Genomic DNA, 12,957 nt, shown 5'->3' with positions numbered 1-12,957 from the left:
GCTTTTTGCTTCGCCGTCCTTAACATCGCAACTCATATCATTTGAAACTTCTTGATGAAGGTGTCGCCGCAATGAGCGTAGCCGCGCAGTTCGAAATCGAATATCTGCAATACATGGACGCGGACGGCCAGTTGGTCCGCGACGATCTGCCGGCCGACGCCGCCAACCCGCAACAGTTGCTCGCCCTGTTCAAGCGCATGCTGTTCGTGCGGACCTTCGACAGCAAGTCGATCGCGCTGCAGCGCACCGGCAAGCTCGGCACCTACGCCGCCAGCCTCGGCCACGAGGCCACCCATGTGGGAATCGGTGCCTCGATGCGCAGCGGCGATGTGTTCGCGCCCAGCTACCGTGAATACGGCACCATGTTCGAACGCGGCGTGCGTCCACGCGATGTGCTGCTGTACTGGGGCGGCGACGAGCGCGGCAGCGACTACCCGCGCGATGCCGATGCGGCGATCGACTTCCCGATCTGCGTGCCGATTTCCACCCAATGCCTGCACGCGGCCGGCTCGGCGCTGTCGTTCAAGCTGCAGGGCAAGGCGCAGGTGGCGGTGGCGTGCTGCGGCGATGGCGGCAGCTCCAAGACCGACTTCTACGCCGCGCTCAACTCGGCCGGCGCCTACAAGCTGCCGCTGATCCTGTGCGTGATCAACAACGGCTGGGCGATCTCGGTGCCGCGCTCGGCGCAGACCGGCGCGCAGACGCTGGCACAGAAGGGCCTGGCCGGCGGCCTGCACTGCCTGCAGGTGGACGGTAACGACCTCATCGCCGTGCTCGAAGCCATGCGCCAGGCACGTGCGCGCGCCCTGGCCGGCGAGGGCGGCACCGTGATCGAATTCCTCACCTATCGCCTCACCGACCACACCACCGCCGACGACGCCCGCCGCTACCGTGGCGAGGACGAAGTGAAGCAGGCCTGGGCACGCGAACCGATGCTGCGCCTGCGCCGCTACCTCACCGCGCAAGGTCTGTGGGACGAGGCGCAGGAAGACGCCTGGAAGGCCGAGTGCGGCGCGCGCATCGACGAAGAGGTCAATGCGTACCTCAATACCCCGGTGCAGCCGGTGGAAGCGATGTTCGATTATCTGTACGGCGACCCGCCGGCCGAACTGCTGGCCCAGCGCGCCGAGGTCATCGCCCTGGAGGCCCGTCATGGATGAGCTCAACCACGCACAGCTCGCCGGCTCACAGTAGGCCAGTGCCCCTTACAACGCCGCTGCCACGCGCGGAGAGATCGCCATGAGTTCGCCCATCACCCTGATCGAAGCCATCACCCAGGCGCTGGCCTGGGAGCTGGAACACGACCCCGCGGTGCTGGTGCTGGGCGAGGACGTGGGCGTCAACGGCGGCGTGTTCCGCGCCACCGCCGGCCTGCAGCAACGCTTCGGCAGCGCGCGCGTGCTCGACACGCCGCTGGATGAAACCACCATCGCCGGGCTGAGCGTCGGCCTGGCCGCGCAAGGCATGAAGCCGGTGGCCGAAGCGCAGTTCGACGGCTTTGTGTACCCCATGGTCGATCACCTGATCTGCCACGCTGCACGCCTGCGCAACCGCACCCGTGGCCGCCTGCATTGTCCGATGGTGCTGCGCGTGCCGTGGGGCGGCGGCATCCGCGCACCGGAACATCACAGCGAGGCCAACGAAGCCATCTTCACCAACGTGCCTGGTTTGCGCGTGGTGCTGCCGTCCTCGCCGCAGCGTGCCTACGGCCTGTTGCTGGCCGCGATCCGCGACCCGGATCCGGTGATCTACATGGAGCCCAAGCGCATCTACCGCCAGTACAAGGAAGTAGTGGCCAACGATGGCGAAGCGCTGCCGCTGGATGTCTGCTTCGTGCTGCGCGACGGCACCGACGTCACCCTGGTGACCTGGGGCGCGCAGGTGAAGGAAGCACTGGAAGCAGCCGACAAACTGGCCGGCGAAGGCATCAGCGCCGAAGTCATCGACGTGGCCACGCTGCGCCCGCTGGATTTCGACACCATTGCCGAATCGGTGGCCAAGACCGGCCGCTGCGTGATCGTGCAGGAAGCCCCGCGCACCGCCGGTTTCGGTGCGGAGATTGCCGCGCAGCTGGCCGAAAAATCGATGTACGACCTGCTCGCTCCGGTAGAACGGGTGACCGGCTACGACACGCATATCCCGCTGTTCCGGCTGGAGATGAAGTTCCTGCCCAGCGTGGAGCGCATCGTCACCGCCGCCCGCCGCGCGGTGGCTGCGGGCTGATATGCGCGCCCGCCTGCTTTGCGACTACCGCGCCGCCTACGCCAACCCGATCCGCTTCCATGCCGGCCAGCAGGTCGCCATTGGGGTGCGCGATGAAGAATGGCCGGCGTTTGCCTGGGTGAACACCGGCGAAGGCCACGCCGGCTGGGCGCCGGTGGCCTGGCTGCGCCCGCTGGGCGACGGCCTGGCCGAAGCGCTGCGTGATTACGATGCACGCGAGCTCGATGCTCACCAGGGCGAGCACGTGCTGCTGCATTACGAACACGGGGGGTGGTGGTGGTCCGAGCGTGCCGATGGCACGCAGGGCTGGCTGCCGGCCGCCGACCTCGAACTCCTCGACGACACCACGCCGCAGCTGCAGACGGCGCAAGAGAACCTGCCATGAGCGAAGCCAAGAATTTCCACCTGCCCGACCTGGGCGAAGGCCTGCCCGACGCCACCATCGTCGAATGGTTCGTCAAGGAGGGCGACCCCGTGCGCCTGGACGACCCGTTGGTGTCGATGGAGACCGCCAAGGCGGTGGTCGAGGTGCCCTCGCCGTTCTCCGGTACCGTGGTCAAGCTGGCCGGCGCCGCCGGCGATGTGATCACCACCGGTGCGGTGCTGGCGCAGTTCGCGCTGGATGCCTCGCAGCCGCAGCGTGCCGACGGCCAGGACACCGGCCACGGGCATGGCCATGGCGCGCCTGCCGCAGCGCCGACCCCGAGCACTGGCGAAAGCGCGGCCGGCCCCACCACCCGCGTGGTGGCCTCCGATGAGGGCGGCGAGATTGCCGATGCCGACAGCGACGGTGGCCGCGACGATGCGGGCACCGTGGTCGGCGCGATGCAGAGCTCCAACGCCGTGCAGAGCGAGCAAGCCATCGCCGTGGGTGGCGTGCGCGCCATGCCGGTGGTGCGCGCGCTCGCACGCAAGTTGCGCGTGGACCTGACCCAGGTGCGCGCCACCGGCCCCGATGGCACGGTGACGCTGGCGGACGTGAAGCAAGCGGCGGCGGCAGGCACGGCGCAGGCCGTGCGTGGCGCAGTGATCGCACCAATCGGCGGCGCAGCGGCGGCAAGCCTTGGCGGTGATCATGGGCAGCGCCCGGCCGCAGCCGGCACGACGTCGCCGCAGGCCAGCAACACCACACGCACTGCCGACCAGGCGCGCTCCACGCTGTCGGCCAGCGGCAAGCCGATGCGCACGCAATCGCCGGGCACCCCGGTCAAGGGCCAGCCCGAACAGCTCAAGGGCGTGCGCCGCAACATGGCACGCGTGATGGCCGATGCGCACACCAAGGTGGTGCCCACCACGCTCAACGACGACGCCGACCTGCACGCCTGGCAGCCCGGCAACGACGTCACCGTGCGCCTGGTGCGCGGCATCGTGCGCGCCTGCCAGGCCGTGCCCGCGCTCAACGCCTGGTTCGACGGCGATGCGCTGAGCCGCACGCTGCACCCGCAGGTAGACATCGGCATTGCAGTGGACACCGAAGAAGGCCTGTTCGTACCGGCACTGCGCAACGCCGACATGCTGGACGCGCACGGTATCCGCGAAAGCATCAACCGCCTGCGCCAGCAGGTGGAAAACCGCAGCATCGCCGCGTCCGAGCTGAGCGGCTACACCATCTCGCTGTCCAACTTCGGCATGTTTGCCGGCCGCTACGCCACACCAGTGGTGGTGCCGCCGTGCGTGGCGATCGTCGCCGCCGGCCGTGCGCGTTACCAGCTCACCCCGGTGATGGGCGGGGTGGAAACGCACAAGGTGATGCCGCTGTCGCTGACCTTCGACCACCGCGCCGCCACCGGTGGCGAAGCGGCGCGTTTCCTGCGCGCACTGATCGACGATCTGGCATTGGCCAACTGAGTGGTTGCCCAGTGGCGCCAGATGGCGTCACTGGGCTGTTGCAGCGCCCCGCGGCCGCGCACCTGCTAGACGCTGCCTTGCGCCCTGCTGCCGTCGTGCGCTCTGCGCCAGACCCTATTGAAGACGTGCAACCGCACTGCGTGCTGCACCGCAGTTCCCCATGACGATTCGTCTGTGCGGAATGTTGGTTTGTGCGCGGAGTGATGCACGCAATTCCGCCAGTGGTTTTCAGGCTGTTTGCCCTAAGAGCGGCTACAAAACGTAGCGAGCAGTCGTCAGGTGGGTGCGGACGGCGCGGAGGAACCGGAATGTACGGGGGTACATGAGGATTCCGAGCACCGGCCGCGCCCGCCTGGCGGCTGCGCAGTCGTTTTGATAGCTGCTCTAAGCTGAGGAAGCCAGGCACGCGCATGCTCAAACGCATGCGGCATTTGCATGCCTGCACTTCAGATCGAGTGCGCCGCGCCTTTGCACCTGGCTGCGCCGCAGCACGCCACCGCTGCATGGGTAGCCGCATGCTGCTGCACTGCAGACACCCCGGAACAACAGCCTGCGCAGCGCCATCACGACGCGCCCCTCGCCTGCATTGATGCCAGCCCCCGGAGCGTCCGTTGTTCCTTCGCAGACACAGGCATAGAAACCCATCACGCCCGCAGTCAGCCGCTGCGCCGCAAATGGCCGGATAATCGCCGCATGTCATTTGCCCACCTCTCGCTGTCGCCAACGCTGCAGCCCTGTTTCGATACCGCACTGGCCAAGGCCGGGCACCACACGCCCACGCCGATCCAGCAGCAGGCAATTCCGGCCATGCTGGCCGGGCGCGACCTGATCGCCATGGCGCAGACCGGCTCCGGCAAGACGCTGGCCTATGCGCTGCCGCTGCTGCAACAGCGCATGCAGGCGCCGGATCAGGCGCCGCGCGTGCTCGGTGGTCTGATCCTGGTGCCCACCCGCGAACTGGCCGCCCAGGTGGAGCAGAGCCTGCTGCAGCTGGCCGCGCATCTGCCGCGACGGCTGAAGATCGTCGCCGCCACCGGCGGCAGCTCCATCAACCCGCAGCTGATGGCATTGCGGGGCGGCGCCGACATCGTGGTGGCCACGCCGGGGCGCCTGCTGGACCTGGTGGAACACAACGCGCTGCAGCTGGGCACAGTGGCCACGCTGGTGCTGGACGAAGCCGACCGCCTGCTCGACCTGGGCTTTGGCGTCGAGCTCGAACGCATCCTGGCGCTGCTGCCGGCGCAGCGGCAGAGCGTGCTGTTCTCGGCCACGTTTCCGCCGGCAATCACGGTCTTGGCCAAGCGCCGCCTGCGCGACCCGCTGCGCATCACCATTGCGGCCACCCCGGAGCAGGCCCCGGCGATCGCCCAGCGCGCCATCGCCGTGGACGCCGGCCTGCGCACCCAGCTGGTGCGGCAGTTGCTGCAGGACCACGGCTGGCCGCAGCTGCTGGTGTTCGTCGCCAGCCGGCACACCGCCGAAAAAGTCGCCGAGAAGCTGGAAAAAACCGGCATCACTGCACTGTCGCTGCATGGTGACCTGAGCCAGGGCCGGCGCGAGCGCACGCTGCACGCCTTCAAACAGGCCGAGGTGCAGGTGCTGGTGGCCACCGATCTGGCTGCGCGCGGCATCGACATCGCCGCGCTGCCCGCGGTGCTCAACTACGACCTGCCCCGCGCCACGGTCGACTACACCCACCGCATCGGCCGCACCGCGCGGGCCGGTGCCAGCGGCACCGCGATCAGCTTTGTCACACCGGAGAGCCGGCCGCAGTGGCGCCTGATCGAAAAACGTGAGGGTGTGCGCGTACCGATCGAGGTGTTGGCAGGCTTCGAGCCGGTGGCCGCGCCGCAGACCGATGCAACCGCGCGTGCGCCGGACGCCACCGGCGGCATCAAGGGCAAGCGCCCGAACAAGAAGGACAGGCTGCGCGCGGCCCAGGCCGCCGCGGCATCCGGCGACCAGCACTGATACCGGCGCGCCGATGGTGCGCTTCAACCCCAGCGTGGTGCGGCTGGTGCGTAGGCGGGTGGTAAGCCCGCGCATGCGGTGACGGCCAGAGCCGGTCTACGTGCAGAGCAACACGTGCGACGACCCGCGTGGCCTCCACCGTCATCCAGCGTTGTCAGGCAGCCGCGGCAGCACCCGGGCTACGCAGCGTGCAGGCGCGGGACACTCTTAGTCCTGCTCGAAATCCAGCTCATCGCCGTGGTCGCTTTCGCCGGCTACACGCGGGGTGCGCTTGCCCGGCTTGCGCAGGATCTCCACGAAATACTGGTTGCCGCCTTCGCTGGTCAGCGCATTGATCGCGCGGATCAACTCGGCCGGCGGCAGCGGCGCGGCGCTGGCTTCGTCCACACCAAAGCGCATGTCGAAGTCCCAGTAATCGGCGCCTTCCGGCAAATCCTTGCGGCGCTCGCGGCGGATGTACTTGCGGATATCGTTCTTGCTGGCTTCCAGCAGACGGTCGCGGTTCTTGCCTTCGAGGTTGAGCTGGTAGGTCTTGCGCATGGGGACATCGTTCCGGAACTGGCCGCCTATTGTGAGGCCGCGCAGCCGTTCTGGGTGAATCGCCGGCCACAGCGGCCTTGACGCCACGCATCGACCGCATGGCGCGGCAGTGTCTGAAGACGCGTCTGCGGCGATGGGCGGGCCGTGATGTCTGATGCGCAGGCGCTGACCAAGCAGCGATCTGACAGACGCGCTACCGGTTGCAGCCAGTGCGCAACGCAGAGCTGCTTGCCAGGCGCGTGGATGCCACGCTGCCCTGCCAACACGTGCGCCTCCGGGCGGCACTCCAGCGCCGTCCCGGTGGCACGCACCGGCAGGCTCAGTCGGCGGTGTTCAACGCACGATTCATCGCAATGATCTGCGCATGGCTGGAATTGGGGCCGAGCTTGGCGAACCACTGCGGCAGCTGATCGCGCTTGCCCGGCGCCACACCCGGGACCGCTGCGGCCAGCGCTGCGCGCATGCGCGCTGCGTCGTCGTCGCAGCAATACGCCGGGGTGCCGGGCTGCTGCCGCCAGGAGTCGGCCAGCGCGCCACCATCGACAGGATCGAAACCGACCTGGTCCACCAGCTGCATCACGGTCTGCTTGGCGGCGGCATCGTCGCCGGCCACCGCAACCGCCAGACGCCCCGCACTGCCGGCCGGTGTGCCGCGCTCAGCCAGCGAGTCGGCCAGGATGTTGTTGAACGCCTTGATCACCGGCCGGCCAATCTGCCCGGACACCCAGGCGCTTTCCGGCGTGCCGGCGTCGAGCGCGGCAATGCGCGCATCGCGCATGCCCGGGTAATAGTTGCTGGTGTCGATCACCGGCACTTGCGGCGGCACTGCGTCGAACAGCCCGGCCGCAAGCTCGGCAACGGCGGGCAATGGAATCGCAAGCACGATCACATCGACATCGCGCACCACCTCGCGCACATCCGCCGGGGTCACGCCGATCTCTTGCGCAAACGCGCGCACGCCCTGCTCACCGCGCGAATTGGCAACGCGGACGTCGTGTTGCGCGGCATGCAGCTTGCGCGCCAGGGTGCCGCCGATATTGCCGCTTCCAATGATTCCAATCCGCATCGGTGTGCCTCATCACGTGGTCAAGTCACCAGTGTTGGGGCCGCGTGCAGCAATGAGAAGAACGCACGAAAAAGTAAGTGACTTACCGAGCCCACAGCACCTCCACGCGCGACGGGGCCTGTGGCGGTCCGCAACAACGCCTGGAGTGGGCCGCATCCACCACCGATGCACGGCGTGTGCTTAAGGGCAAGCAAAGCACGTCAGGTCAGCACACCACGGCGCAAGACCTTGCAGGGGAATGAGCGTGACATAACACGGCACCGCAGCCGCGGGCGTGCGACACGTGCGCTGTTTCTGCAATGCAAACGTGCATTACCGAATCGGCGCCGGCCCGGTGGCCGGCGCCGAAGACACCTCAGGCAGGCAGTGGCGCCGGTGCTGCGCTGTGGTTGTCCGGGCGGATCTTGAACCAGATCGAATACATCGCCGGCAGGAACACCAGGGTCAGGATGGTGCCGGCCAGGGTGCCGCCGATCAGCGTGTAGGCCAGCGTGCCCCAGAACACCGAATGGGTGAGCGGGATGAAGGCCAGAATTGCCGCCAAGGCGGTGAGAATCACCGGGCGCGCACGTTGCACGGTGGCTTCCACCAGCGCATGGAACGGGTCAAGACCTTCGGCCTCGTTGTGGTGGATCTGGCCGATCAGGATCAGCGTGTTGCGCATCAGGATGCCCGACAACGCGATCAACCCCACCAGCGCATTGATGCCGAACGGTTGCTGGAAGGCAATCAACGTTGGCACCACGCCGATCAAGCCGAGCGGGCTAGTGAGGAACACCATCACCATCGCCGAGATCGAACGCACCTGGAAGATGATGATGATCAAGGTGATCGCCAGCATGATCGGGAACAGCGGCAGCATCGCGGCGGTGGCCTTGCCGGATTCCTCGATGGAACCGGCTTCCTTGATGTGATAGCCCGGCGGCAGCGAGGCGATGAGCGGCTGCAGTTGCTTGGTGATCGCCGCCGACACGTCCGGTGGCTGCAAGGCATCGTCGACATCGCCACCGACGGTGATCGTGGGCACGCGGTCGCGGCGGCGCAGGATCGGTTCTTCCATGCGCACATCCACGCTACCCACCTGCGAGAGCGGGATGCGCTGCCCGTTGGCACCGGCCAGCGTGAAGTCGGCAATGCGCGCCGGATCGAAGCGGATATCGCCCGCCGAACGCGCCACCACCTGCACACTGCGGATGTCTTCGCGCACCAGCGTGATCGGCACACCGCTGAGCAGGAATTGCAGCTGCTGGGCCACCGCGGAGGAACTCAAGCCCACCGCCTGCAGGCGGTCCTGATCCAGGGTGAAATGCAGCGTCGGCGTGCGCGTGCCCCAGTCGGTATTGACGGTGCGCAGCATCGGGCTGTCCTGCATGCGCTGCTTGACCTGCGCGGCGATGTCGCGCACCACGGCCGGGTCGGCGCCACTCACCCGGTATGCCACCGGAAAGTGCGAGTACGGGCCGAAGGTCAGCTGCGTCACCCGCAGGCGGGCTTCGGGAGCCAGGCCTTGTGCAACCGCCTCGCGCAGGCGCAGCTTCAAGGCATCGCGCTCGTGCTGGCTGTCGGTGCGGATCACGATCTTGGCGAACGAGGGATCCGGCAACTCCGGGCCCATGGCCAGGAAGAAGCGCGGCGCGCCCTGGCCGATATACGCGGTGACAATCTTGGCCTCGGCCTGCTTGGACAGCCATGCTTCCACCTTGGCGGTGGCCGCGCTGGTCTGGGTGATCGCAGTGCCATAGGGCAGCTGCACTTCGACCAACACTTCAGGGCGATCGGAGATCGGGAAGAACTGTTTCTTGACCACGCCCATGCCCAGGATGGACAGCACGAACAGCCCCACCACCGAGCCTGCCACGAGCCATTTGCGGGCAATCACACGCCCCAGTGCATTGCGGAAACGGTTGTAGCGCGGGGTGTTGTACATCGCCTCGTGGCCGCCTTCGATCTTCTTCAGATCCGGCAGCAACTTGACGCCCAGATACGGTGTAAACACCACCGCCACCACCCACGAGGCGATCAACGCAATGCCGACGATCCAGAACATGTTGCTGGTGTATTCGCCCGCGGTGGAGGCGGCAAAGCCATTGGGCATGAAGCCCACTGCGGTCACCAGCGTGCCGGACAACATCGGTGCGGCGGTGTGGCTCCACGCATACGCCGAGGCAGCAACGCGGCCGTAGCCTTCTTCCATCTTCACCACCATCATTTCGATGGCAATGATGGCGTCGTCCACCAACAGGCCCAGCGCCAGGATCAACGAGCCCAGCGTAATGCGGTCGAAGTTCTTGCCAGTGGCCAGCATCACCACGAACACCGCCGCCAGCGTCAACGGCACCGCCGCTGCCACCACGATGCCCACGCGCCAGCCCATGCTGACGAAGCACACCAGCATCACCACCAGCAGCGCGACGAAGAACTTGGTCATGAACTCGCCCACCGACGCATCGATGTTGACCGCCTGGTCGGTGACCTTGCTGAGCTGCATGCCCAGCGGCAATTCGGCGTTGATGGCGCCCACTTCGGCATCGAGCGACTTGCCCAGATCCAGGCCATTCCAGCCATCGCGCATGATGATGCCCAGCAACAACGCCGGCTCGCCGCCGCTGCGGATCATGAACGTTGACGGGTCTTCATAGCCACGTTTGACGGTGGCGATATCGGACAACTTCAGGCTGCGGCCCTGCACCACCAGCGGGGTATCGCGGATCTTCTGCAGGTTGTCGAGTGCGCCGTCCAGGCGAATGAACACATCCGGCCCGCGCGTCTCCACCGAGCCGGCCGCCGTCAATGCATTCTGCGCATTGAGCGCGGCAAACACGTCCTGCGGGCTGACGCCCAGCGTGGCCAGGCGATCATGCGAGAACTCGACAAAGATGCGCTCGGGTTGTTCGCCGATGATGTTGACCTTCTTGACGCCGGGCACATGCAACAGGCGTTGGCGCATGGTTTCCGCATCGCGGGCAAGCAACCGTTGCGGCTCGCCCTTGGCCTTGAGCGCAAACAGCGCGAAGGTGACATCGGCATATTCGTCGTTGACCATCGGCCCGATCACACCCGCCGGCAGGTTGCCGGCTTCGTCGCCGACTTTCTTGCGCGCCTGGTAGAACTGTTCCTGCACTTCACCGGGCGGCGTGCTGTCCAGCAGCGTCAAGGTGGTGAATGCCAGGCCCGGGCGCGTATAGGTTTCGGTGCGGTCGTACCAGCGCAATTCCTGCATGCGCTTTTCGAGTTTTTCGGCCACCTGCTCCTGCATTTCCTGCGGCGTGGCGCCGGGCCAGGCAGTGATGATGGTCATGACCTTGACGGTGAACGCCGGGTCTTCCGCGCGCCCCAGCTTGAGGAAGGCCACCAGGCCCGCCAGCGAGATCAGCACGATCAGGAACAAGGTGATGGAGCGCTCGCGGACCGCCAGCGCGGAGAGATTGAAGCGGCCTTCGCTCACGGCTGCGCTCCTGCCGCAGGCGCGGGCTTGGCGGTGGCGCCGGCAACGCATACGTGCTGCCCGTCGCGCAACAGATGCGCACCCAGCGCAACGATGCGCTCACCGCGCGCGAGCGTGCCGGCGACATTGGCGTGATCGTCATCCAGGCGCAGCACCCGCACGGGCCGCCACGCCACCTTGGCCGGCGTGCCGGCGATCACCCACACGCCCGGGCCCTTGCCGGCATCGAACAGCGCGGCCAGCGGCACCTGTACCCCCGCCTGCGTGGTGGCGGCTTCGGGAATGCGGATGCTCACCGTGGTGCCCAGGGGCGCGTCGGCCAGGGCGCCGCCAAGCACGTAGCGCGCCTCGAAGGTGCGCGTGAGCCGGTCTGCGCTGTCGGACAACTGACGCAGCGTGGCGGGCTCGGTGACCGCGGCATTGCCGAACAAGGTGGCTTGTGCGGTGGAGCCCACCACCGGCCGCAGCGTCTCCGGCAGCTGGATGATGGCTTCGCGGCGCCCGGCATGCGCCAGCCGCACCACCGGCTGCCCGGCCGCAACCACCTGGCCGGGTTCGACCAGGGTTTCCATGACCACGCCATCGGCGTCGGCCAGCAGGTCGGTGTAACGGTTAGCGTTGCGCGCCACATCAGCCTGCGCCTGCGCTGCGCTCAGCTGTGCCTTGGCGGCATCGGCGGCGGCCTTGATCTGGTCGTAGGCCGAGGCCGAAATGGCGCCGGTGCCGCGCAGGTCACGATAACGCGCTTCGTCCTCGCTTGCCTGCTGCGCCCGCGCCCGCGCGGCAGTCACCGCTTCCTGTTGCGCCTGCGCGGCAAGCTTGAGATCGACCGGATCGATCCGCAGCAGCGGCTGGCCGCGGGTCACCCGCTGCCCGGCATCGACCAGGCGCTCGGACACTTTTCCGGAGACGCGGAAGCCCAGGTCGCTCTGGACCCGCGCCGCCACCGTGCCGGAAAAGCTGCGCGCCGCCGAACTGGCGTCGCCAACCGTCGCCACCCGCACCAGCGGCGTGGCGGTGCGCGGATCAGGCGGGGTCTTGTCGCCACAGCCGGCCAACGCCAGCGGCAGCACACACAGCAGGGATGCAACAACAAGACGGCGCCGACGCATGCGAGTTCCAGTGGAGTTCTAGGATGGCTCGCATCTTGGTACTTGTGACCAAATCAGTCAATAGTCACAAACGCATTAAGGCGACAGGCTGCGCAGCACCAGCCCCGACAACAGCCCGGGAACCTCGTCGATGACGTCCAGGCTGTGCTGCATCAGCAACGGATTGGTGTACGGCCGGATCAGTACGTAGAGCGCCCGGGAGGCTTCGTCCAGCGGGGTCTTGCGCTCGAAATCGCCGCTCTGGCGGCCCTGCTGCAGGATCTCCTGCAGCAGCGTCTGCACCCGCTCTTCGTAGGCCACCACCGACTGCCAGCGCTCGGTAGCGGCCGAGGCGGCAATCTCATACAGCTTGCGATCCTGGAAGAACAGCCGGAGGCTCGCCTCCACGATCACCTTGAACATCCGGCGTAATTTCTCCGGTGGCGAGTCGGTTTCGTCCACGGCGGCGCGCACCTCGTCCTCAATCTGGCGCAGGCAGTTGCTGCAGATCATCTCGCCAATCGCCTGCTTGGATTCGAAGAACTTGTAGATGTACGCCTTGGAGAAACCGATGGATTTGGCCAGGTCCGAGACGGCGGTCTTCTCATACCCGTAGCGTCTGAAATGCTCGGTGGCGGCGTTGACGATCTGGTCGCGCACGTCATGGTCGGCCGGGCCGCGGCCCGACACGGGATAACTGGATGCTTTGCTCATGCGCACAGCTTAACGCTCCGACGCAGGACATACAAAAGTGACCGATTCGTATTATAGTC

Annotated in this window: 10 protein-coding genes and 1 other RNA gene; 5 read left to right on the top strand and 6 right to left on the bottom strand. The window is 67.0% G+C overall.

All coding sequences use genetic code 11. From position 1 onward, the window contains the following. Positions 1-71 precede the first annotated feature (71 nt). From pdhA to QRM60_RS08370, 4 genes are all read left to right on the top strand, one after another. The gene (gene pdhA / locus QRM60_RS08385) at positions 72-1,160 is read left to right on the top strand and encodes a pyruvate dehydrogenase (acetyl-transferring) E1 component subunit alpha (RefSeq protein WP_285445969.1); all 1,089 of its coding nucleotides are present in this window, start codon (positions 72-74) and stop codon (positions 1,158-1,160) included. A 79-nt stretch (positions 1,161-1,239) separates the two neighbouring features. After that, a complete protein-coding gene (locus QRM60_RS08380; RefSeq protein WP_076040491.1) occupies positions 1,240-2,223 on the top strand; it encodes an alpha-ketoacid dehydrogenase subunit beta in 984 nt (327 codons plus the stop codon). 1 nt (position 2,224) lies between these two features. Next, positions 2,225-2,608, top strand: a complete 384-nt coding sequence (locus QRM60_RS08375; RefSeq protein WP_040940478.1) for an SH3 domain-containing protein — start codon at positions 2,225-2,227, stop codon at positions 2,606-2,608. Beyond that, positions 2,605-4,071 carry a dihydrolipoamide acetyltransferase family protein gene (locus QRM60_RS08370; protein ID WP_285445968.1) on the top strand — a complete coding sequence of 489 codons (1,467 nt, stop codon included), beginning with the start codon at positions 2,605-2,607 and terminating at the stop codon, positions 4,069-4,071. The genes QRM60_RS08375 and QRM60_RS08370 overlap by 4 nt, the downstream gene beginning before the upstream one ends. Positions 4,072-4,321: 250 nt before the next feature. Here the strand turns inward: QRM60_RS08370 and QRM60_RS08365 are convergent. Continuing rightward, a non-coding RNA gene (locus tag QRM60_RS08365) (sX9 sRNA) lies at positions 4,322-4,395 on the bottom strand. Between the two features lie 369 nt (positions 4,396-4,764). Between QRM60_RS08365 and QRM60_RS08360 the strand changes: the two genes are divergently transcribed. Beyond that, positions 4,765-6,042, top strand: coding sequence for a DEAD/DEAH box helicase (locus QRM60_RS08360; RefSeq protein ID WP_285445967.1), 1,278 nt, complete (start codon positions 4,765-4,767; stop codon positions 6,040-6,042). 207 nt (positions 6,043-6,249) lie between these two features. Here the strand turns inward: QRM60_RS08360 and QRM60_RS08355 are convergent, their stop codons facing one another. The 5 genes from QRM60_RS08355 to QRM60_RS08335 form a co-directional block, all read right to left on the bottom strand. Beyond that, positions 6,250-6,582 carry a DUF6172 family protein gene (locus QRM60_RS08355; RefSeq protein ID WP_285445966.1) on the bottom strand — a complete coding sequence of 111 codons (333 nt, stop codon included), beginning with the start codon at positions 6,580-6,582 and terminating at the stop codon, positions 6,250-6,252. A gap of 319 nt (positions 6,583-6,901) precedes the next feature. Then, a complete protein-coding gene (locus tag QRM60_RS08350; protein ID WP_285445965.1) occupies positions 6,902-7,648 on the bottom strand; it encodes an NAD(P)-binding domain-containing protein in 747 nt (248 codons plus the stop codon). Positions 7,649-8,003: 355 nt separating this feature from the next. Then, positions 8,004-11,093, bottom strand: coding sequence for an efflux RND transporter permease subunit (locus QRM60_RS08345; RefSeq protein ID WP_285445964.1), 3,090 nt, complete (start codon positions 11,091-11,093; stop codon positions 8,004-8,006). After that, complete coding sequence (locus tag QRM60_RS08340; RefSeq protein ID WP_285445963.1) at positions 11,090-12,205, bottom strand: efflux RND transporter periplasmic adaptor subunit; 1,116 nt, start codon at positions 12,203-12,205, stop codon at positions 11,090-11,092. Before QRM60_RS08340 ends, QRM60_RS08345 begins: the two co-directional genes overlap by 4 nt. A gap of 75 nt (positions 12,206-12,280) precedes the next feature. Further along, complete coding sequence (locus tag QRM60_RS08335; protein ID WP_285445962.1) at positions 12,281-12,898, bottom strand: TetR/AcrR family transcriptional regulator; 618 nt, start codon at positions 12,896-12,898, stop codon at positions 12,281-12,283. Between the last annotated feature and the right edge of the window lie 59 nt (positions 12,899-12,957).

This window comes from Xanthomonas sp. fls2-241-TYG-148 (genome assembly GCF_030208815.1).
Classification (GTDB): domain Bacteria; phylum Pseudomonadota; class Gammaproteobacteria; order Xanthomonadales; family Xanthomonadaceae; genus Xanthomonas; species Xanthomonas campestris.
Note: the sequence above shows the minus strand (reverse complement) of the source record. Positions and strands in the feature narration are given on the sequence as shown.

Coding starts and splice junctions, on each gene's coding strand:
- pdhA (WP_285445969.1), top strand. CDS start 72: ATGAGCGTAGCCGCGCAGTTCGAAATCGAATATCTGCAATACATGGAC.
- QRM60_RS08380 (WP_076040491.1), top strand. CDS start 1,240: ATGAGTTCGCCCATCACCCTGATCGAAGCCATCACCCAGGCGCTGGCC.
- QRM60_RS08375 (WP_040940478.1), top strand. CDS start 2,225: ATGCGCGCCCGCCTGCTTTGCGACTACCGCGCCGCCTACGCCAACCCG.
- QRM60_RS08370 (WP_285445968.1), top strand. CDS start 2,605: ATGAGCGAAGCCAAGAATTTCCACCTGCCCGACCTGGGCGAAGGCCTG.
- QRM60_RS08360 (WP_285445967.1), top strand. CDS start 4,765: ATGTCATTTGCCCACCTCTCGCTGTCGCCAACGCTGCAGCCCTGTTTC.
- QRM60_RS08355 (WP_285445966.1), bottom strand. CDS start 6,582: ATGCGCAAGACCTACCAGCTCAACCTCGAAGGCAAGAACCGCGACCGT.
- QRM60_RS08350 (WP_285445965.1), bottom strand. CDS start 7,648: ATGCGGATTGGAATCATTGGAAGCGGCAATATCGGCGGCACCCTGGCG.
- QRM60_RS08340 (WP_285445963.1), bottom strand. CDS start 12,205: ATGCGTCGGCGCCGTCTTGTTGTTGCATCCCTGCTGTGTGTGCTGCCG.
- QRM60_RS08335 (WP_285445962.1), bottom strand. CDS start 12,898: ATGAGCAAAGCATCCAGTTATCCCGTGTCGGGCCGCGGCCCGGCCGAC.